This is a genomic window from Pseudomonas sp. S2_C11 (genome assembly GCF_054668395.1).
The window spans coordinates 3,838,413-3,859,946 of sequence record NZ_CP162765.1; the positions used below are offsets into that span (position 1 = coordinate 3,838,413).

Here is a 21,534-nt window from a genome sequence, read left to right on the forward strand (position 1 = left end):
AGCAGGCTCGCTCCCACAGGGATCTATGCTTGGCGATAGGGCAAGGCGGTTTTCGCTTCTTCGGCATAGGCGAGGATGCCGGCGCGTTCCTGTTGCAGGAAATCTTTTACCGCTGCCTTCAACCCCGGATGGCGCAGGTAATGCCAGGAATGGGTGATCACCGGTTCGAAGCCGCGAATCAACTTGTGCTCGCCCTGCGCCCCGGCATCGAAACGCTGGATGCCATGGGCAATCGCGTAATCCATGCCCTGATAAAAACACGTCTCGAAATGCAGCCGATCAAACTCGGCCAGGCAGCCCCAATAACGCCCGTAGAAACTGTCGCCACCGACCACACTGAACGCCATCGCCACCGGCCGGGAGCCCTGTTTGGCCAAGACCACGCGAATCGCTTCGGGCATACGTTCGGCCAGCAGGCTGAAGAACTCGCGCGTCAGGTACGGCGCCTGACGCCGCACCGCATAAGTGTTGGCATAGCAGGCGTACACGAAATCCCACTGCGCCTCGCCCAGCTCTCGCCCCTCCAGCCACTCGAACTCGAAGCCCTGCCCCGCCACCTGCTCGCGTTCCTTGCGCATCTGCTTGCGCTTGCGCGAACTGAGGGCGTCGAGAAAATCCTGAAAGTCGCGGTAACCACGGTTCTGCCAGTGATATTGACAGCCGATGCGCTGCAGCCAGCCCGGCTGCTCGGCCATCGCCGCATCGGTAAACGGATCGGTGAAATTGATGTGCGCGCTGGACAGTTCTTCGATCTGCAAATAGCCCGGCAGGCTTTTCAGCAGTTCGAAACCGTCCTCGACCTTCGCCGCCAGCAAGCGCGGACCGCTGACCGGGCTGAAGGGCACAGCAGTCAGGAGTTTGGGGTAGTAATCGATGCCGGCACGCGCGCAGGCATCGGCCCAGCCGTGATCGAAGACGTACTCGCCGTAGGAATGCCACTTGCGATAACTGGGCAGTGCGGCGATCAGTCGATCATCTTCGATGTGCAGTAAATGTTCGGGCTGCCAGCCCGAATGCGGGCCGACACTGCCGCTGTCTTCCAGCGCGCTGAGAAAGGCGTGACGCAGGAACGGCTGGTTGTCCGGCACCAGCGCATCCCAGCTTGCCGGGGCGATTTCTGACAGGTCTTGCAGGCGTTGCAACGGCATTCACTGGCACTCCACAGCTTGGCGACAAAGCCCGGCGAGTATCGCTGATCGCGACCCGGTTGCACACGCTCAATCGGCCGACAGCGCTCTAACTCGATAGTTCACGCCTGATACGCATCGTCATCAACCTGCCATCACTGTGCCACCGCTCTGTCATAAACCATCGCGATACTGGCGCCTGTTTTTAGAGCGCCGGGTTCTAACCCGGACACAGTTTTCCGGCCTTCAGCCGGTTGTGCCCAGGATGGTTCAGCCATCCCCTTCATCTTCGGAGATTGCTATGCGTCTTGCTTCCACGAAAACTGCAGCGGCCCTGTGCGGCGGCTTGTTGCTGGCCATGAGCGTTCCGGCCAGTGCTGCAGTCGACGCCAAACTGCTCGACATGCTCAAGGCCAACGGGTCGATTTCCCAGGCGCAGTACATCGAGCTGCAAACAGAACTGGCCAAGGATCAGAAGGCTCAGCAAATCGCCCAACAGGCGCAGCAGGAAACCAACGAACAAGTGGCGGCGGTCGCGAAGAAGACCAACGAACAGAGCCTGTTCGACCAGAAACTGGCTTGGGCGGCGAAGACCCAGTTCAAGGGCGACGTACGTATCCGCCAGGAAACCATCAAGATCGACGGCGAGCCGAACAACGGCGGCCGCGACAAGGATCGCCAGCGCATCCGTGCGCGTCTGGGCGCCTATACCGAGATCAACCCGCAAGTCGACACCGGCATCCGTATCGCCACCGGGGGCGGTGACGACGCGCGTTCGACCAACCAGGATCAGGACAACTACTTCGACAAGAAGCAGATCTGGCTCGACCTCGGCTACATCGACTACCACCCTGATCAGATCAAGAACCTGCACGTGATCGGCGGCAAGATGCTGCAACCGTGGGTGAGCATGGGCGACGTGATCTGGGACAGCGATATCAACCCGGAAGGTCTGGCCGTTACCTACAAGTATCCACTGGGCGGCAGCGCCGAACTGTTCGGCAGCCTGGGTAACTACAACCTCAAGGACAACGTTGACGGCGACGGCGTGCAATTCCGCCACGACCTGCGTCTGACCGCTGGCCAATTGGGCAGCCGCTTCAACATCACCGACAACCTGAAAATGACCGTCGGCGGCAGCGTCTACGCCTACCAGAACGACGAAGACAGCCGCTGCACCGGGACCTCGACGCCGTGCGCCCTGGCGGTCAACGGCAACTCGGCGAACAACGAATTCCGTCTGTATGAAGGGTTCAGCCAGATCGACATCGGCGGCCTGCCAATGCCACTGTCGTTCTACGGCCAGTACGTGAAGAACAACGATGCCGTGACCGATCAGGACACCGCATGGTTGCTCGGCGCCAAGTCGAAAGTGTTCGGCTTCAACCTCGACTACAACTATCGCGACGTGCAGCGCAACGCCGTGGTCGGCGCCTTCACCGACTCCGACTTCGCCAACGGCACCACCGGTTCGCGCGGGCACAAGTTCAAGGTCGGTTACGACATCGACAAGAACTTCGCCGTCGGCGCCACGTACTTCCTGACCAAGGCCGACTTCGCCAGCCGCAGCCAGCGCGATGCAGACGCCAACACCCTGCAGCTGGATGCTGAAGCGAAGTTCTAAAACGGTAGCTGCAAGCTACAAGCTACAAGCTACAAGCTACAAGCTACAAGCTACAAGCTACAAGCCAAGAGCTTCGAGTGAATGCCTTTACTTGCAGCTTGAGGCTTGAAGCTGCCTTACTCCGGTGCGGGCGGGACGATCCCCATCATCCGTTCGTTTCACCCGCACCGGGTTATTTCTGCAGGATGCAAAAACCCCCTGTAGGAGCTGCCGAAGGCTGCGATCTTTTGATCTTGATCCTGAAAACAAGATCAAAAGATCGCAGCCTCGTTTCACTCGACAGCTCCTACAGGGGGTTGTCTTTTCGTCGTTGCTCGGCCAGGCGTTCGGCCAAGGCATCGACGTTCTCGTCCGGTTTGTCCGGCAGCGCCTTCAGGGTTGCCTGCATCACGCGCATCTGCCGCATGAAGCGCCGGCAGTTCGGGCAGAACAACAGGTGATGACGCACCATCAGCGTCTCGCGAAAGCTCAGTTGGCCGTCGAGATAATCGCTGGATCGTGCCACTTGCTCCTTGCAGGTCAACATTCTCCTGTCTCCTCAAAATGTTCCACGGTCGCAAAGACCTTCAAGCGTGCCCGGTGCAGCAGCACGCGGACATTGGAGAGCGAGATCTCCAGAAGATTACAGATCTCTTCCAGCTCCAGGCCCTGGCGTTCGCGCAACAGTAGGACACTGCTCTGCAACTCGGACAGACTCAGCAACGTATGTTCGAGGCATTCGCGCAGTTCGTTTTCGGTGAGTAGCGCTTCGGGGGTGTCCTGGTGCCAGGCGAACGGCGCGACCAGCCAGTGGCCATCGCTGGAAGAGAAGCGATCGTCACCGATGGTGCCGTGGGGCGATGGCAGGTCGTCGAGCAGGACCTCCCGGCGATTGAGCTTGTAGCGACTCTTGGCCGAATTGGCGGTGATGGTCAGCAACCAGGTCTTGAGGCTGGAACGGCCTTCGAAGCTGGCCAGATGGCGCACCACCGACAGCCAGGCATCCTGCACCACTTCCTCGACATGACGCTGGCCGACAATCGCGTAAGCCACAGCGCGCATGGCGCTCTGATGCGTGGTGACCAGTTCCTTGAAAGCCTTTTGCTCCCCCGCCAGCAGGCGCGTGAGCAGTTGGGTGTCGTCAGCCGCCATCCATCAATCCCCTTGTCCGGACTTCGAAAATGAACGCGGCAGGTGTTCACCTGCCGCGACGTCCGAAAAATTACAGCGTTTCAATCGCTTCGGATGTAGGAAAGATCGACGCGATTAAGGGGAAATTAACCTGTTTCAGCGCTTGCGCAGCAACACGCTACCGATCGAATAACCGGCACCGAACGAACTGAGCACCGCCAGCGAACCCGAGGCCAGATCATCCTGATATTTATGGAAAGCAATGACCGAACCGGCCGAGCTGGTGTTGGCGTAGCTGTCGAGAATCACCGGAGCTTCTTCTTCGGTAGCTTCGCGGCCGAGCAGCTTACGCACGATCAAGTGGTTCATGCTCAGGTTGGCCTGGTGCAGCCAGAAACGCTTCACATCGCCAACGTTGAGCTGGTTCTCTTCCAGGTGCTCGCCAATCAGCTCGGCGACCATCGGGCAGACATCCTTGAACACCTTGCGGCCTTCCTGCACGAACAGCTTGTCGCGGGCACCGATGCCCTCTTCCGCCGCGCGGTTGAGGAAGCCGAAGTTGTTGCGGATGTTGTTGGAGAACTTGGTCAGCAATTTGGTGCTGACCACGTCGAACTGGTACGGGGAGGTCGCCAGATCCGCGCGTTCGATGATCACCGCAGTCGCGGCATCGCCGAAGATGAAATGGCTGTCGCGATCACGGAAGTTCAGGTGCCCGGTGCAGACCTCCGGGTTGACCATCAGGATCGCCCGCGCCTGGCCCAGTTGCACGCTGTTGGCGGCGGCCTGGATGCCGAAGGTGGCGGAAGAACACGCCACGTTCATGTCGAAACCGAAACCTTCAATGCCCAGCGCTTCCTGGACTTCGATGGCGATGGCCGGGTAAGCGCGTTGCAGGTTGGAGCAGGCGACGATCACGCCGTCGATGTCGGCTGCGGTTTTGCCGGCTCGTTGCAGGGCTTGTTCAGCCGCGCCGACGGCCATCTGGCAGAGCACCGACCATTCGTCGTTGGAGCGCTCGGGCAAGCGCGGGGCCATGCGTTGCGGATCGAGGATGCCGTCCTTGTCCATGACAAAGCGGCTCTTGATGCCCGAGGCTTTTTCGATGAACGCAGCGCTGGATTCGGTCAGGGCCTGGACTTCACCGCTGGCAATGGCCTCGGCGTTATCGGCGTTGAACTGGGCGACATAGGTATTGAAAGACTGCACCAGCTCTTCGTTGGAGATGCTGTTGGCCGGTGTGTACAGGCCGGTGCCGCTGATGACGACGTTATGCATGGTCGTTTCTCTAATCTGTTCAGGCAGAAAGTGCTGGAACCGTCGTACCAACACGCAAAGGGTCTATTCCCATCCGGGGGACGCAAACCTGGCATCGTTTTATTCCGCAGCGCGACACGGCCGAAGGCTCTGGGTCGCGAAACGGCGGGTTATGGTGGCGAAGTTTGCCATAAACCCGAGGTTTTGGCGCCGTTCTCAAGCACAACTGCCATTCACTCCATGAACTCAACTCTGTGGCGAGGGGATTTATCTCCGTTCGACTGCGAAGCAGTCGCCAACCCACCACGCTCGGTATCTGATGAACCGAGGCGTAGGTCTTGGGGCGGCTTCGCCACCCAACGGGGATAAATCCCCTCGCCACAAAGCCCGCTTCCACAGGGGGATTGTGTATGGCTGCAGGTCAGGGCTCGACCTGGCTCCACTGTTTGCTCAGGCGCTTGTCGGAGATCGGCACTTTCGTCCCCAACTGCTGAGCAAACAACGACACGCGGTATTCCTCCAGCCACCAGCGGTACAACTCCAGCTGCGGATCACGCTTGCCTTCCTGCGCATGCTTGGCCGCGCGGGTCTGGTATTGCGCCCACAGGCCAGCGAGTTCGCCACTCCAGACGCGGTCCTTCTGCACCTGTGCACCGAGCTTCTCGAAACGCTGCTCGACCGCTTTCAGGTAACGCGGCAACTCTTTGAGCCACTGCATCGGCGTTTCGCGGACGAAACCCGGATAGACCAGATTGCCGATCTGCTGCTTGATGTCGTTCAATGCCACCGCTTGCGCCAGATCGATCTTGCCCTTGAAGCGTTTTTGCAGTCCGTGCCAGATCTTGAGGATTTCCAGCGTCAGCCGCGCAACCCGCTCGGCGTGCTCGGTCCAGTTGCCGCGTTTGCGTTCGGCCAGTGCCGCCAATCCGGCGCCATCACGGGGCAACGGGTCTTCACCTTCGAGGATGCAGCTGTCGAGGCTGGCCAGCAGAATGTCTTCGACCAACGCATCGACCCGGCCCAGCTCACGATAAAGCAAGCCCAGTTCAGTCTGCCCCGGCAACTTGCCCCGCAAGAATTTCGCCGGCTCGGCCAGTTGCTGCATCAACAAACGCTGCAAGGCCCGACGATGCTGGAACTCGGCTTCGGCCGGAGTCGAGAAGCGCCCTTCCTTGACCGCGCCGCCCTCTTCCACCAGCGCCGGGTACACCGTCATCGACAGCCCGGCGATCTTCTGCTGGGTCTTTTCCGCCACCGGGGCAAAGACTTTCGCCTCCACCGGCTGCTGACTTTTCGCACTCTGCGGCACCGCCAGCGCGGCCTGGCTGGCTTCGGCGAAGCGTGCGGTCAGCTCAGCCAGATCGCGGCCTTCGCCAAGGAACTTGCCCTCGCCGTCGACGATTTCCAGGTTCATGCGCAGATGGCTTTCAACCTGCTGCGCCGCTTCCCCCCACGCTTCATCGCTGACCCGCGCGCCGGTCATGCGCAGCAGCTCGCGACCGAGCGCTTGCGGCAGCGAACCTTCGGCGAAAGTCATGCGCTGCAACGCGGCCTTGATGAAGTCCGGCACTGGCACGAAGTTCTTGCGCAGGGCTTTCGGCAGGTTGCGCACCAGGGCAATGCACTTGGCCTCGATCAGGCCCGGTACCAGCCATTCCAGACGCTCCGGCGGCAACATCGGCAGCAACGGCGCCGGCACGCGCAAGGTCACGCCGTCGCGCGGGTGATTGGGTTCGAAATGGTAGGTCAGCGCCAGTTCCAGATCGCCGATGTGCAGGGTGTCCGGGTAATCACGGGCGGTGACTTCACTGGCCTCGCGGGCCAGCACGTCTTCTTCGCGCATGATCAGCAGCTGCGGATCTTTCTGGCTGTTGACCTTGTACCAACTGTCGAAGGTCGCGGTCTGGTGGATCTCCGCCGGCAGACGCGCATCGTAGAAGGCGTACAAGGTTTCTTCGTCGGCGAGAATGTCGCGACGGCGAGCCTTGGCTTCCAGTTCGTCGAGCTGTTCGAGCAGTTTCTGATTGGCGCTCAGGCACTTGGCCCGCGACTGAATCTCGCCGCGCACCAGACCTTCGCGGATAAACAGCTCACGCGACACCACCGGATCGACCGGGCCGTAATGCACCGGGCGGCGACCGACCACGATCAGGCCGAACAGGGTGATCTGCTCATAGGCTACGACCTGACCGCGCTTCTTCTCCCAATGCGGCTCGAAATGGTTTTTCTTGATCAGGTGCCCGGCCAGCGGTTCGATCCAGTCGGCATCGATCTTGGCGACCATCCGCGCGTAGAGTTTGGTGGTTTCGACCAGCTCAGCAGTCATCAGCCACTGCGGACGCTTCTTGCCGATGCCCGACGACGGATGAATCCAGAAGCGCCGTTGCCGCGCGCCGAGGTAATCGCCGTCTTCGGTTTTCTGGCCAATCTGGCTGAGCAAGCCGACCAGCACCGCTTTGTGCAGCTTCGGATAATCCGCCGGCTCTTTGTTCAGGCTCAGCTGCATGTCGCGGCAGATCAGGCTCAACTGACGGTGAGAATCACGCCACTCGCGCAAGCGCAGGTAATTGAGGAAATTCTTCCGGCACCAGTTGCGCAGCGGATTGGCGGTCAGCGCCTGACGTTGCTCTTCGAAACCACGCCAAAGATTGACCAGCCCGGCGAAGTCCGAATCCGGGTCCTTCCATTGTGCATGGGCCTGATCCGCCGCTTGCTGACGCTCCGGTGGACGCTCGCGCGGGTCCTGAATCGACATGGCGCTGGCGACGATCAGCACTTCCTGCAGACTGCCAAGCCTGGCCGCTTCCAGGAGCATGCGGCCCATGCGCGGGTCGACCGGCAAGCGCGCCAACTGGCGACCGAGCGGCGTCAGCTGACTGTTGCGATCTACTGCCGAAAGCTCTTGCAGCAGGTTGAAACCGTCGCTGATCGCCTTGCCGTCCGGCGGTTCGATAAACGGGAACGCTGTGATTTCGCCGAGGCGCAGATGGAGCATCTGCAAAATAACGGCGGCGAGGTTGGTGCGCAGAATTTCCGGATCGGTAAATTCCGGGCGGCCGAGGAAATCCTCTTCGCTGTACAAACGCACGCAGATACCCGGCTCGACCCGCCCGCAGCGACCTTTACGTTGATTGGCGCTGGCCTGGGAAATCGCTTCGATCGGCAAACGCTGGACCTTGGCCCGATAGCTGTAGCGGCTGATACGCGCGGTACCGCTGTCGATCACATAGCGAATGCCCGGCACGGTCAGCGAGGTTTCGGCGACGTTGGTCGCCAGCACCACACGGCGGCCCGGGTGCGACTGGAAGATTCGCTGCTGCTCGGCCGGCGACAGACGCGCGTACAGCGGGAGGATTTCGGTGTGCTTGAGCTGGGCCTTGCGCAGCATGTCGGCAGCATCGCGAATCTCCCGCTCGCCGGGCAGGAACACCAGCACATCCCCCGGACTGCGCCGTTCGCTGCGCTCATACGCGGCGATTTCGTCGAGGGTGGCGAGAATCGCCTGATCGACGGTCAGGTCATCCTCGACCCGGTTGCCCTCTTCGTCCTGCTCCAGGGTCAGCGGCCGATACCAGGTTTCCACCGGGAAAGTACGACCCGACACTTCGACGATCGGCGCGTCATCGAAGTGCTTGGAGAAGCGCTCCAGATCGATGGTCGCCGACGTGATGATGACCTTCAGGTCGGGACGGCGTGGCAGCAGGGTTTTCAGGTAACCGAGGAGGAAATCGATGTTGAGGCTGCGTTCGTGGGCTTCGTCGACGATGATCGTGTCGTAGCGTTCGAGGTAGCGGTCGTTCTGGGTTTCCGCCAGCAGAATGCCGTCGGTCATCAGCTTGATCAGGGTGTTGGCATCGCTTTGATCCTCGAAGCGCACCTGATAGCCGACCAGCGCTCCAAGCGGCGTGCCGAGTTCTTCGGCGACGCGACTGGCCACACTGCGCGCGGCGATCCGACGCGGCTGGGTATGGCCGATCAGACCGTGCTGGCCACGACCGATTTCCAGACAGATTTTCGGCAACTGGGTGGTTTTGCCCGAACCGGTTTCGCCGGCGATGATCAGCACCTGATGTTGCTCCAGGGCCTTTTTGATTTCGTCGCGCTTGGCCGCGATCGGCAAACTGTCGTCGTAACGAATCACCGGCAGGCTCGCGCGACGCGCCAGTACCTGATCACAGGACGCCTGCATGCGCGTCACCCACTGGGCCAGTTTGGCCTCGTCGGGTTTCTTGCGCAGCTCAAGCAACTGCCGCCGCAGCCGGTGACGGTCGGCGAGCATAGCGTGATCGAGGTTTTTCAGCAGTTTGTCGATGGAGGGCGATTCGTCGGTCATCGGGTAGGCAATTCGGTCGTCTATTTATGCAGGGGGCGGATTGTCGCAGATTTGGGGGGGTTGTGGCGTGTCAGGGGGATTGCGACCCTCACCCTAGCCCTCTCCCAAAGGGAGAGGGGACCGATTGGGGGATGCTTCAAAGGTACATCGACCTGAAAGAGCTTTGCCGAATCCATAATCGCCGAGTTCTTTCAGGTCGGCGTTTGACCCAAGACACCTCGGTCAGCTCCCTCTCCCTCTGGGAGAGGGCTTGGGGTGAGGGGCTTTTAAAAGAGCTACTCGTTGTCGAGGCCTTTGCGCCGATATGGGAAGACGTCGATCACCTTCCCCGCCCGAATCGCCTCCTGCAAGCCCTTCCAGTAATCGGCGTTGTACAACTCGCCATGCAACTGATCGAACAGCTTGCGCTGTCCGGCATCGGCAAACAGGAACGGCGGAAACTCTTCGGGAAAAACGTCCAGCGGGCCGATGGAGTACCACGGCTCAGAGGCCATTTCATCCTCCGGCGTGCGCGGTGCCGGGATGTGGCGGAAGTTGGCTTCGGTCAGGAAGCAGATTTCGTCGTAGTCGTAGAACACCACCCGGCCGTGTCGAGTGACGCCGAAGTTCTTCAGCAGCATATCCCCGGGAAAAATATTCGCCGCCGCCAGCTGCTTGATCGCCAGGCCGTAATCCTCAAGCGCTTCACGTACCTGGGCGTCGTTGGCATTTTCCAGATACAGGTTGAGCGGGGTCATCCGGCGTTCGGTCCAGCAGTGGCGGATCAGCACGGTTTCGCCTTCGACCGAAACCGTGGACGGCGCGACCTCTAGCAATTCTTCCAGACACGCCGGATCGAACTTGCTCAGGGGAAAACGGAAGTCGGCAAACTCCTGGGTATCGGCCATGCGCCCGACCCGATCGACGCTTTTCACCAGTCGATATTTTTCAATCACCGTGGCGCGGTCGACGTTTTTCGACGGTGAGAAACGGTCCTTGATTATTTTGAATACGGTGTTGAAACCCGGCAGGGTAAACACGCTCATGACCATGCCGCGCACGCCCGGGGCCATGATGAACTGGTCGTCAGTGTTGGCCAGGTGATTGATCAGCGCGCGGTAAAATTCCGACTTACCGTGCTTGTAGAAACCGATCGAGGTGTACAGCTCGGCGATGTGCTTGCCCGGCAGGATGCGCCGCAGAAATCCGATGAACTCCGCCGGCACCGGGACATCGACCATGAAATACGAACGGGTGAAAGAGAAGATGATCGACACATCGGCTTCGTCGGTGATCAACGCGTCGATCTGAATGCCCCGACCTTCGCGGTGCAACAAGGGAATCACCAGCGGCCATTGCTCGTCGCGGGTGTAGATGCGTCCGACCAGATACGCGCCCTTGTTGCGGTAGAGTACCGAGGAAAATAGCTCGACGCTCAGCTCCGGGTCCTTGCACACCCAGTCCGGCAGGTTCTCGCGCAATTGCGCTTCGAGCCGCAGCAAGTCGCCGGGCAAATCAGCGTAATCCTCGCTGAAGCGGTAATCGGCGAAGATGCTGGCGAGCATCCCGGACAACTGGCCCTGCGGCTTGTACGTACGGGTTTGCGCGGCGCGGGCACGGCGCAGGCTAGGACGCGTGGTGTGGATGAACATGCAGCCGTCGCTGATCAGGTCGTGGCTGAACAGCCCGCAGAAAATCGAGTTGTACCAGGTTTCGGACAGCTCATCGTCGAAGCGCAGGTCGATGACACTGATATAGGCGCTTTTCACCAGCGGCCAGCAGTTGACGTTCATCAGGGTCTCTTCGTCGAAATACTCGCGCAGGCGAGCGACGGTTTCGCCGACCTTTTCCTCATACAGACTGATCCGCGCCGCCGACGCGGCCTGCGCCTCCTGCCAGCGCGCCTGTTCGAAGCGCTCCCGCGCGCCATCGGTGATGCGGCGGAAATGCTCGCGGTAATCGTCGAAGCCGGCGAGGATCATCCGGGCGATCTCGGTGGCTGGCCATTGCTGCGACATAAATGAAACCTCGGCGGGAATTCGGTTGGTCTGAGCTTAGTCACGGAAGCGCTCGCAGGAAAAGCGCAATTTCTGCCAAAACCGATACAGCGCTGACCGTTGACGGTGTTTCTCGCGCAGGTTAATCCCAAGGCAGAATTAAAAGCCCGAATAGCGGTTGCCATGATCCGGACGCTCGGCAACACTCTCGTCCCGATCAAGCAAGGAGCCCGCCGTGAGCCCTGTCGATATTTTCCGCATGTTGTCGCTGGCCGCTATCTGGGGCGCGAGTTTTCTGTTCATGCGCATCATTGCCCCGGTGATCGGCACGATCCCGACCGGGTTCTTTCGCGTGTCGATCGCGGCTGCCGGGCTGCTGGTGATCCTTGGGCTGATGCGCATCAGTTGGGACTTCAAGGGCAAGCTGAAGACCGTGATGCTACTGGGCGTGATCAACTCGGGGATTCCGGCGACGCTGTATTCGGTTGCCGCCCAGGTATTGCCGGCCGGCTATTCGGCGATCTTCAACGCCACGACGCCGCTGATGGGCGTGTTGATTGGCGGTTTGTTCTTCAGCGAGAAACTGACGATTGCCAAGCTGGGCGGTGTGTTCCTCGGCCTGTTCGGCGTCGGCGTGCTGACACGCGCCGGTCCCGTGGCCTTCGACCTGCAACTGCTGATGGGCGCGGTCGCGTGCCTGCTGGCGACCACTTGTTATGGCTTTGCCGGTTTCCTCGCGCGGCGCTGGCTGGATCAGGCCGGTGGGCTGGACAGCCGTTTGTCGGCACTGGGCAGCATGCTCGGGGCGACGTTGTTTTTGCTGCCGCTGTTCGCCTACAGCGTGATCACTGCGCCGCCGGTCAGCTGGGGCGGCTGGCAGGTCTGGCTGTCGCTGCTCGGCCTGGGCCTGGGTTGCACGGCGTTTGCCTACATCATCTATTTCCGCCTGCTCAGCTCGATCGGCCCGGTGAAATCGATGACCGTGACCTTCATGATCCCGCCGTTCGGCGTGTTGTGGGGGGCGTTGTTGCTGGATGAGCCGTTGTCGATGGCGCACATTTATGGCGGGGTGCTGATTGCGGCGGCGTTGTGGCTGGTGTTGAAGCCGGCGGTGGTGAGGCCTGCAAAAGTGTCAGTCCGTTAGATTTTCTGCCGCAGATATTCGCGAGCAGGCTCGCTCCCACAGAAAAATACATTCCAATGTGGGAGCGAGCCTGCTCGCGAAAGGCGGCGCAACAAGCGCCACCTGCCTATCGGCTATCCGGTTTTACGGAACACAAATACCAATCCAACAATGATCAGCAGCATCCCCAGCACACTCAACGCCGCCAGACGATTACCGAAAATCAGGTAATCCATCACTGCCGTCACCGCCGGCACCAGATAGAACAGGCTGGTGACATTCACCAGATTGCCCCGCGCGATCAGTCGATACAGCAACAGCGTCGCCAGCGCCGACACCACCAGGCCCATCCATAACACCGGGACAATAAAGCCTGCGCTGTGCTCGAAGTGAAACGGCTGGAACGGTACGAACACCGCGCACAGCAACAGGCCGGCCAGGTACTGCACTGGCAGCGTACCGAGCGGATTGTCGGTGATGCGTTTTTGCATGATCGAGCCGAGCGTCATGCTCGCCAGCGCCAGCAAACCGAACAACATGCCAGCCCAGGACATTCCGGCCAGACCGATGCCCTGATAAACCACCATGATCAGCCCTGTCAGCCCCAGCGTCAGGCCGAACAGGCGGCTCGCCGAACGCTGGCGCTCCATCAGCACCACGGTGAGAATCGGCTGAACGCCCATCAGAGTGGCCATCACCCCCGGCGTGACTTTGCAGTCCAGCGCCAGCAGATAAAAGATCTGATAGGCGCCCAACAGCACCACGCCGGTGGCGATCGCAAACAGCATCGGTTTGCCGCCCTTGGGCAACTTGAGTTTGAGCAGCGGCGCCAGCAACACCAGCCCGCACAGGGCGATGGCGAAGCGAATCAGCAGAAAGGCAAAGGGCGAAGCATGGGCCAGGCCCCATTTAGAGAAAATCGCCCCGCTGCTCCACAGCAGAACGAACAGGCTCGTGGACGTCGCCGCGAGCGCGGACTGTTTCGAAAGGACAAACATGAATACCACCTGTAGTCAGGCAAGAAGCCAACTCAGCCGAAGCTGAAATTCAGTAGGTTTTTCTGGCGGGCGCGGGGTTCAGCAGAAACTGCCGATCAGCCCCGAACACCAACGCCCGGCGGCGAAACGACTGCGCACACCGGCGTGCTACTGACAGGTGGAGGGTAATGACTGATCTGCACAGGCTGCCGATTCCCGCACGGCACGACGCCAGCGTTGACCGCTGAATCGACTACCGCGTTGATGAGGGATGCAGGCATGGATGCTGATCTTTATTGAGGAAATGAAGGCGTGAGCATGGCGCTCAAGCGGGCTGACTATAACCAGCCCGGGACACAGATTGCAATGACTTGGGCAATGGGCCGGTAGCGACAGTGCGGCGCCGGGTGGTTAGGGTTATTGGCGTGGCAACGGATTGTCAGGAGACATGGAATGCAAGAGATCATATGCCAAGGAAACGGACGTATTTGCGGTATCAGGTTTATCGGTCGGAGGCGAGGAAGCGGGCGGCAGTTACATTTGCGAAGCTACACAGCGAACTCGAGGCGCGCGCAATTGTTGACGTTGATTATTCCAAGGTTCGCTTCGAGGCTATTGATGCGTCCGCCATGAAAGCTTATGAGCAATGGCTCGATCCGCATTTCTGCTGGGAGGAAATTGTCCGATGGAAAGCCAAAGAACCAATGAGCTTCGATCTGGCAATCTGGTTTGATCGTGAACTGTGCGGACTTTGTTTCGCCAATCCGAACCAAAGCCGACTGAGAGTCAAGATTGTGCGTCTTGAGGGGCACCCAAACGAACACCCGCTCAAGGGCCGCATAGCGACCTTCGCCCTGACTGCCGTCACTCATTTCGCACGTATCATCGGCAGCCAGCAAATCGAAATTCAGGAGCCTCTTTCGGGAGCTATACCTCTATACCGTCAACTGGGTTTCGAATTCGACTCTGAGGGCCGTCTTGTGAAGCGTATTGACCAAGTCTAGTATCTGAGCACCTGCTCATTTAGTGATCAACGTGGGAGATCCCATGAAAGCTGTCGTTGAAAAGAAAGCATCAAACTTCAAATCCAGAAAGATGGAGAAAAAGCAGCCATCTGTTGAATTATCTGAAACCGAGATGCATCGCATCAGGAATGCACTGGTCAATCCAGCCGTTGAAGAGCCAAGCGGCGCATTAGCCGGGTCGTCCTTTTCCTTCCGCTAATGAAAAACCGCTCCCAAACAGCGGTTTTCTATTGTCTGATCCAGCCTCAACCAAACAACCAGTACCCCAGCAACGTCAGCACCAGCACCGCCAGCACCGGGCGCATTACCCTGTAGGCCTTGGGATGGCGGCGCTTCCACTGCTTGACCACGCCGCTGAAACGGTCGCTGAAGTTCTTGCTCCAGGCATAAGCCTGGTTGATGCCGCCAACGCGTTCGTCATCAAGATTCTGCGGCGCGGTGGCGCGGCCGAGCCAGCCGCTGATGAAGCGGTTGATCCGGGTCATCAGGCGGTTGCTCAGCGGGCGTTCGATGTCACAGAACAGAATCACTCGAGTCTGAGCAGTTTCATTCTTGACCCAGTGCACGTAGGTCTCGTCGAACATCACGTCATCGCCGTCGCGCCAGGCATAGACCTGACCGTCGACGAAGATCCGGCAATCATCGGAGTTGGGCGTCGACAAACCGAGGTGATAGCGCAGCGAGCCGGCGAACGGATCGCGGTGCGGGTTGAGGTGACTGCCGCCCGGCAGCAGCGCAAACATCGCGCCCTTGACGTTGGGAATGGCGCTGACCAGCGCCACGGTTTTCGGGCACAGTGCTTCGGCCGATGGCAACGGTTTGTCGTACCACTTCAGATAGAAACGCTTCCAGCCTTTCTTGAAAAACGAACCGAAACCGGCATCGTTATTCTTTTCGGCAGCGCGAATGTAGCCTTCGTCGAACAGGTGCATGGCTTCGTCGCGGATGGTTTCCCAGTTGTCGCGCAGAACATCCAGTTCCGGAAACTTGCTGCGATCCAGATACGGTCTGGATGGCACTGCGGAAAACAGGTACATCAACGCGTTGTAGGGCGCGAACAGCGCGGAGTGGTTGACGAACTGGCGCAATACCGGCAAACGCGCCTTGCCGCGCAAATGCACATAGAGCGTGCTGCCCAGAAACAGCAACAGCACAAACGCCTTGGCGGCAAACGAAACGGTCATCAACAACTCCTTGAATAAAGACAACGCTGCGCAATGCCCTTTACCCGGCATGGCAGCCGGCCATGATAAACACTACCGGCTCCGGGAAAAACCCGCCTGACGCAAGATTCAGTGTTAAGCATTACGCAACAAAGCCTTTATTAACATGCAGCACCTGAACCTCGGCTGACCTGAATCAACAGGCTTACTGCTGGTTCTCCTGCTCGGTAAACAGGTCACTGAACAGCATGCTCGACAGGTAACGCTCACCCGAATCCGGCAGCACCACGACGATGGTTTTACCCTGCATCTCTGGTTTCTCCGCCAGACGCACCGCCACCGCCATGGCAGCACCGCAGGAAATGCCACACAAAATCCCCTCTTCCTGCATCAGGCGCAGAGCCATGGCCTTGGATTCTTCATCGGTCACCTGTTCGACACGATCGACCATCGACAGATCAAGGTTCTTCGGCACAAAACCGGCACCGATGCCTTGAATCTTGTGCGGGCTCGGCTTGATCTCGGCGCCGGCCAGAGCCTGGGTGATGACGGGCGAAGATGCCGGCTCGACAGCCACGGACAGAATCGGTTTACCGGCGGTGTTCTTGATATACCGCGAGACACCGGTAATGGTTCCGCCGGTGCCGACGCCTGCCACCAGCACATCCACGGCGCCGTCGGTGTCGTTCCAGATTTCCGGGCCGGTGGTCTTTTCATGAATCGCCGGGTTGGCCGGGTTATCGAACTGCGCCGGCATGAAATATTTATCGGTATCGCTGGCGACGATTTCCGCGGCTTTCTCGATGGCGCCCTTCATGCCCTTGGCCGGCTCGGTCAACACCAGTTCCGCGCCCAAGGCTTTAAGAACCTTGCGGCGCTCGATGCTCATCGATGCCGGCATGGTCAGCATCAACTTGTAGCCACGCGCAGCGGCAACGAAGGCCAGACCGATACCGGTGTTACCGGAAGTCGGCTCGACAATGGTCATGCCCGGCTTGAGTCTGCCGCTGCCTTCGGCGTCCCAGATCATGTTGGCGCCGATTCGGCATTTGACCGAGTAACCGGGATTGCGCCCCTCGATCTTGGCCAGAATCGTAACCCCGCGCGGCGCGATGCGGTTGATCTGGACCAGCGGCGTATTACCGATGGAGTGGGCGTTGTCAGCGTAAATACGGCTCATGGCTGGGTCCTTATGCAGCGTTGAATTCAGCCTTCCAAGGTAAGCCCGTTGCCGATCACAGTCCAGTCGGGTCGAACGTCTGCAAACGCGCGGAGTCAATCGCATTGAATCGTCAAGCCACACTCTTGAAGGAACAATGGCATGAAACGTCGTTACAGCTGGCCGCTCTGGACCCTGGCGGGTGTCGTGGTGCTGCTGGTCGCCCTGCATTTCGCCCTGCCCTATCTGGTACGCGACTACCTCAATGACAAGCTCGCGGACATGGGCGATTACCGTGGACAGATCACGGATGTCGATCTCGCGCTATGGCGCGGCGCCTACAAAATCAATGGCCTGAAGATCGTCAAGGTCGATGGTAAGGTCCCGGTGCCGTTCGTCGATGCGCCGTTGATCGACCTGTCGGTGAGCTGGCATTCGCTCTGGTACGACCATGCCGTGGTCGCGCAGGTGCAATTTCTCAACCCCGAAATCAACTTCGTCGACGGCGGCCCCAACAAGCAGAACTCGCAGACCGGTCAGGGCACCGACTGGCGTGAGCAGTTGGGCAAGCTGCTGCCGATCACCCTCGATGAGGTGCAGATCAACGACGGCCGTATCACCTTCCGCAACTTCAATTCCAAGCCGCCGGTGAACATGAACGCCAGCAACGTCAACGCCAGCATCTACAACCTGACCAATGTGGTCGACAAGGAAGGCAAACGCGACGCCCGCTTTGAAGGCAAGGCCTTGCTGCTGGGCCACGCGCCATTGGAAACCACCGCCACCTTCGATCCGCTGAGCAACTTCGAAGACTTTGAATTCCGTCTGCGCGCTCGCGACATCGAGCTCAAACGCATGAACGACTTCGCCGCCGCCTACGGCAAGTTCGACTTCAACGCCGGCCACGGCGACGTGGTTATCGAAGCGAAGGCAGAGAAAGCCCGACTCACCGGCTACATCAAACCCCTGCTGCGCGACGTCGACGTTTTCAACTGGCAGCAAGACGTCGAGAACAAGAACAAAGGCCTGTTCCGCTCAATCTGGGAAGCGCTGGTCGGCGGCACCGAGACCGTGCTGAAAAACCAGAACAAAAACCAGTTCGCCACGCGAGTCGAACTCAGCGGCAATGTTCACCAGCAGAACGTCAACGCCTTCGAAGCGTTTTTGCAGATTTTGCGCAATGGCTTCATCCAGGCATTCAATGCGCGATATGAGCGGCCGAAGCCGGATGAGGGTTAATTTTTGCGGTTGACGACATATCGACCTGTGTCTTCGGCCGCTATCGATGAACGCTGTTGCAGCGAATCCCAGCCCAGGCAGGCCAAGGCCAAAGAACGTGGCACTGCTTCACGCCCATTGCTGTAACGGCTGATGCTGCGAGCGCTCACACCGAGCGCTTCGGCCGCATCATTGAGAGAAAGTCCGGTACGGGCGCGCCAATCGATAAAAATGCGCGTGTTCTCATCCTGGGCATTTTGCGCTAGCGCATCCATATACAAGGTGTCTGCACCGATCTGTACGTCGGGTTCAACCCATTCAACGATCCAACCCTCGTCCCCGACTACGGCAGTCGCAAAGACTTCGCGATCAAGCAGTGGCCGCAGACCTGGATAAGTATGAATATCCATCCCCAAATCAACTGTCAGTTCCTGACCATTGATAAATGTCAGCGCCAACCTGAAATCCGACAGGACGTGCGCAGATCGCAGACGCGGCCGTTTCATGGGTAACATCGATTTTCTGCCCTTTTTACTAACCGAGTAAGAAAGGCTATCGCCAAATCGGCGATACCGGAATACTGGCCATCCGCCGAGACTGAGTCAACATGTGACGCTCCATTCAGAGACTGAATAAGCCGTCTGCGTTCACAGTCGACCGGCGTGCGCGTTATAGTCGGGCATCCGATTATTCGCCCCGCCCTGCCCGCAAGGTCAGCGTTACCGTTCGAGGATTTGCAGATGAAGTTCGAAGGCACCCAGGCCTACGTCGCCACCGATGACCTGAAGCTGGCGGTCAACGCCGCCATCACCCTGGAACGGCCGCTGCTGGTCAAGGGTGAACCGGGCACCGGCAAGACCATGCTCGCCGAGCAACTGGCCGAATCGTTCGGGGCCAAGCTGATCACCTGGCACATCAAGTCCACCACCAAGGCCCATCAGGGTCTGTACGAGTACGACGCGGTCAGCCGTTTGCGCGACTCGCAGCTGGGCAATGAAAAAGTCCACGACGTGCGCAACTACTTGAAGAAAGGCAAGCTCTGGGAAGCCTTCGAGTCCGAAGAGCGGGTGATTCTGCTGATCGACGAAATCGACAAGGCCGACATCGAGTTCCCCAACGACCTGTTGCAAGAACTCGACAAGATGGAGTTCTACGTTTACGAGATCGACGAGACCATCAAGGCCAAGAAGCGCCCGATCATCATCATTACTTCCAACAACGAGAAAGAGCTGCCGGACGCCTTCCTGCGCCGCTGCTTCTTCCACTACATCGCTTTCCCCGACCGCACTACCCTGCAGAAAATCGTCGACGTGCACTACCCGGACATCAAAAAGGACCTGGTCAGCGAAGCGCTCGACGTGTTCTTCGACGTGCGCAAGGTACCGGGCCTGAAGAAAAAGCCTTCGACGTCCGAGCTGGTCGACTGGCTGAAACTGCTGATGGCCGACAATATCGGCGAAGCGGTGCTGCGCGAGCGCGATCCGACCAAAGCCATTCCGCCGCTGGCAGGCGCACTGGTGAAAAACGAACAGGACGTGCAACTGCTTGAGCGCCTGGCGTTCATGAGCCGGCGCGGCACCCGCTAAGAGGCTGCTGCCATGTTGCTCAACCTGTTCAACGAAATGCGTGCAGCCAAGGTACCGGTGTCGGTACGCGAGCTGCTCGACCTGATCAACGCGCTGAAACAGCGCGTGACCTTCGCCGACATGGACGAGTTCTATTATTTGTCGCGGGCGATTCTGGTGAAGGACGAGCGCCATTTCGACAAGTTCGACCGCGCGTTCGGTGCCTACTTCAATGGCCTGGAGAAACTCGACGATCACTTGCAGGCGCTGATTCCCGAAGACTGGCTGCGCAAGGAATTCGAGCGTTCGCTGAGCGACGAAGAACGCGCGCAGATCCAGTCCCTTGGCGGGCTGGACAAGCTCATCGAGGAATTCAAGAAGCGTCTGGAAGAACAGAAGGAACGTCACGCCGGCGGCAACAAATGGATCGGCACCGGCGGCACCAGCCCGTTCGGTTCCGGCGGTTTCAACCCGGAAGGCATCCGCGTTGGCGATGCCGGCAAGCGTCAGGGCAAAGCGGTCAAGGTCTGGGATCAGCGCGAGTACAAGAACCTCGACGATTCGGTGGAACTGGGCACGCGCAACATCAAGGTCGCCCTGCGTCGTCTGCGCAAGTTCGCCCGTCAGGGTGCGGCGGAAGAGCTCGACATCGACGGCACCATCGACCACACCGCCAAGGATGCCGGCCTGCTGAACATCCAGATGCGCCCCGAACGGCGCAACACGGTGAAGCTGCTGCTGTTGTTCGACATCGGCGGTTCGATGGATGCGCACGTGAAGATCTGCGAGGAATTGTTCTCGGCCTGCAAGACCGAGTTCAAGCATCTTGAGTATTTCTACTTCCACAACTTCATTTATGAATCAGTGTGGAAGAACAACATGCGCCGCACTTCCGAACGCACCTCGACCCAGGATCTGCTGCATAAATACGGCGCCGACTACAAAGTGATCTTCATCGGTGACGCCGCCATGGCGCCGTACGAAATCACCCAGGCCGGTGGCAGCGTCGAGCACTGGAACGAAGAGCCGGGTTACGTGTGGATGCAGCGCTTCATGGAGAAATACAAGAAGCTCATCTGGATCAATCCGTATCCGAAAGATACCTGGGGCTATACCTCGTCGACCAACATCGTCCGCGATCTGATCGAGGATCAGATGTATCCGCTGACGCTGCGCGGGCTTGAAGAAGGGATGCGGTTCTTGTCCAAATGACCGCCTGATCATTCCCACGCTGAGCGCGGGAATGATCAAAGAATTACCAGCCCGATTTGATGTAGGCCACGCAAAGTCTGTCCATGAAGGCTCGGTCATCCGTTTCGCAAACAGGCGGAGGAGACACGCCGCGTTGTTTCGCCTGCCGCACGATTTCATTGCGCTGCTGAGCTTCGCGCTGTAAACGGTTGGCCTTTTCCTGCCGGGTTTCCGGCCTTGTCAGCAGTTCCTCTTGCATCTGACCTTGCGCATCAAAGAAGCGAAACCGCACACCGGTAGGCGGACCTTGCGCAACCCTGCCCTCGGCAATCAGCTCCATACAGGCGCCGTTCTGTCCGGTTTGAAGGTGCCTGACAAACATGCGCCGGATATCGGAATTGGCGGTAGACAGAAATTTTTCGATCGGGTCTGTCATTGCTTCGCTATCGGCGTCACCGGCGTCTACCCGTTGCAGACTACCAAAACGATCGACTCTGGCCTTGTAGACCACATCAGCTCTGGCGCGATCATGGAACTCGACGACGCTCACGGCACCTTCCGCGCTGGTTTGGGCACTGACTTTCATATAACGCATCTGTAACTTCCTTGTGAGAGATGAAGCGCAATCGTTTCATATGCTCACAGTCACGACTGTAAGGCGACGTACTTAGCTGCCAGGAAGCGTC

At 59.2% G+C, this 21,534-nt stretch carries 18 protein-coding genes; 7 read left to right on the top strand and 11 right to left on the bottom strand.

Annotation, left to right across the window (positions count from 1 at the left end; genetic code table 11):
* Nucleotides 1-23: 23 nt before the first annotated feature.
* Entirely contained in the window at nt 24-1,148 is a 1,125-nt protein-coding gene (locus AB4N48_RS17345; RefSeq protein ID WP_460094059.1) for a GNAT family N-acetyltransferase, read from the bottom strand.
* 280 nt (nt 1,149-1,428) lie between these two features.
* Here AB4N48_RS17345 and AB4N48_RS17350 point away from each other — a divergent pair, with 280 nt between their 5' ends.
* Entirely contained in the window at nt 1,429-2,751 is a 1,323-nt protein-coding gene (locus AB4N48_RS17350) for a putative porin (RefSeq protein WP_041478827.1), read from the top strand.
* A 286-nt stretch (nt 2,752-3,037) separates the two neighbouring features.
* Here AB4N48_RS17350 and AB4N48_RS17355 read toward each other — a convergent pair whose 3' ends face one another.
* The 5 genes from AB4N48_RS17355 to aceK all read right to left on the bottom strand — a co-directional run bounded on the left by AB4N48_RS17355 (nt 3,038) and on the right by aceK (nt 11,448).
* Complete coding sequence (locus AB4N48_RS17355) at nt 3,038-3,277, bottom strand: anti-sigma factor family protein (RefSeq protein WP_056783624.1); 240 nt, start codon at nt 3,275-3,277, stop codon at nt 3,038-3,040.
* Complete coding sequence (locus tag AB4N48_RS17360; protein WP_375123257.1) at nt 3,271-3,882, bottom strand: RNA polymerase sigma factor; 612 nt, start codon at nt 3,880-3,882, stop codon at nt 3,271-3,273. The genes AB4N48_RS17355 and AB4N48_RS17360 overlap by 7 nt, the downstream gene beginning before the upstream one ends.
* A 135-nt stretch (nt 3,883-4,017) precedes the next feature.
* Nucleotides 4,018-5,139 (bottom strand): beta-ketoacyl-ACP synthase III, encoded by a 1,122-nt coding sequence (locus AB4N48_RS17365; RefSeq protein WP_016771207.1) that lies wholly within the window; start codon nt 5,137-5,139, stop codon nt 4,018-4,020.
* 400 nt (nt 5,140-5,539) lie between these two features.
* The gene (hrpA, locus tag AB4N48_RS17370; protein ID WP_460094061.1) at nt 5,540-9,451 is read right to left on the bottom strand and encodes an ATP-dependent RNA helicase HrpA; all 3,912 of its coding nucleotides are present in this window, start codon (nt 9,449-9,451) and stop codon (nt 5,540-5,542) included.
* A gap of 275 nt (nt 9,452-9,726) precedes the next feature.
* A complete protein-coding gene (gene aceK, locus AB4N48_RS17375) occupies nt 9,727-11,448 on the bottom strand; it encodes a bifunctional isocitrate dehydrogenase kinase/phosphatase (protein ID WP_305382410.1) in 1,722 nt (573 codons plus the stop codon).
* Nucleotides 11,449-11,662: 214 nt separating this feature from the next.
* Between aceK and AB4N48_RS17380 the strand changes: the two genes are divergently transcribed.
* The gene (locus tag AB4N48_RS17380) at nt 11,663-12,571 is read left to right on the top strand and encodes a DMT family transporter (protein WP_236167958.1); all 909 of its coding nucleotides are present in this window, start codon (nt 11,663-11,665) and stop codon (nt 12,569-12,571) included.
* A 113-nt stretch (nt 12,572-12,684) separates the two neighbouring features.
* On the opposite strand, the gene AB4N48_RS17385 is transcribed toward AB4N48_RS17380, so the two are convergent.
* Nucleotides 12,685-13,548 (bottom strand): DMT family transporter, encoded by an 864-nt coding sequence (locus AB4N48_RS17385; protein ID WP_236167959.1) that lies wholly within the window; start codon nt 13,546-13,548, stop codon nt 12,685-12,687.
* A gap of 446 nt (nt 13,549-13,994) precedes the next feature.
* Here AB4N48_RS17385 and AB4N48_RS17390 point away from each other — a divergent pair, with 446 nt between their 5' ends.
* Both AB4N48_RS17390 and AB4N48_RS17395 read left to right on the top strand, forming a co-directional pair.
* Nucleotides 13,995-14,531, top strand: a complete 537-nt coding sequence (locus AB4N48_RS17390; protein WP_056783608.1) for a hypothetical protein — start codon at nt 13,995-13,997, stop codon at nt 14,529-14,531.
* A 43-nt stretch (nt 14,532-14,574) separates the two neighbouring features.
* Entirely contained in the window at nt 14,575-14,751 is a 177-nt protein-coding gene (locus AB4N48_RS17395) for a hypothetical protein (protein WP_191622380.1), read from the top strand.
* Between the two features lie 46 nt (nt 14,752-14,797).
* Here the strand turns inward: AB4N48_RS17395 and AB4N48_RS17400 are convergent, their stop codons facing one another.
* Entirely contained in the window at nt 14,798-15,736 is a 939-nt protein-coding gene (locus AB4N48_RS17400) for an aspartyl/asparaginyl beta-hydroxylase domain-containing protein (RefSeq protein WP_041478836.1), read from the bottom strand.
* 184 nt (nt 15,737-15,920) lie between these two features.
* On the bottom strand, nt 15,921-16,895 hold the full coding sequence (gene cysK, locus AB4N48_RS17405) for a cysteine synthase A (RefSeq protein ID WP_095180659.1): 975 nt from the start codon (nt 16,893-16,895) through the stop codon (nt 15,921-15,923).
* A gap of 141 nt (nt 16,896-17,036) precedes the next feature.
* Here cysK and AB4N48_RS17410 point away from each other — a divergent pair, with 141 nt between their 5' ends.
* The gene (locus AB4N48_RS17410) at nt 17,037-18,113 is read left to right on the top strand and encodes a DUF748 domain-containing protein (protein WP_056783605.1); all 1,077 of its coding nucleotides are present in this window, start codon (nt 17,037-17,039) and stop codon (nt 18,111-18,113) included.
* On the opposite strand, the gene AB4N48_RS17415 is transcribed toward AB4N48_RS17410, so the two are convergent.
* Nucleotides 18,110-18,607: a helix-turn-helix domain-containing protein gene (locus AB4N48_RS17415; protein WP_056783602.1), complete on the bottom strand. Its 498-nt coding sequence runs from the start codon at nt 18,605-18,607 to the stop codon at nt 18,110-18,112. The two genes, AB4N48_RS17410 and AB4N48_RS17415, sit on opposite strands and share 4 nt — an antisense overlap.
* Nucleotides 18,608-18,832: 225 nt before the next feature.
* Between AB4N48_RS17415 and AB4N48_RS17420 the strand changes: the two genes are divergently transcribed.
* Nucleotides 18,833-19,678, top strand: coding sequence for an AAA family ATPase (locus AB4N48_RS17420; RefSeq protein WP_007911294.1), 846 nt, complete (start codon nt 18,833-18,835; stop codon nt 19,676-19,678).
* 12 nt (nt 19,679-19,690) lie between these two features.
* Complete coding sequence (locus tag AB4N48_RS17425; protein ID WP_016771218.1) at nt 19,691-20,869, top strand: vWA domain-containing protein; 1,179 nt, start codon at nt 19,691-19,693, stop codon at nt 20,867-20,869.
* A 43-nt stretch (nt 20,870-20,912) separates the two neighbouring features.
* On the opposite strand, the gene AB4N48_RS17430 is transcribed toward AB4N48_RS17425, so the two are convergent.
* Entirely contained in the window at nt 20,913-21,443 is a 531-nt protein-coding gene (locus tag AB4N48_RS17430; protein WP_460094063.1) for a hypothetical protein, read from the bottom strand.
* Between the last annotated feature and the right edge of the window lie 91 nt (nt 21,444-21,534).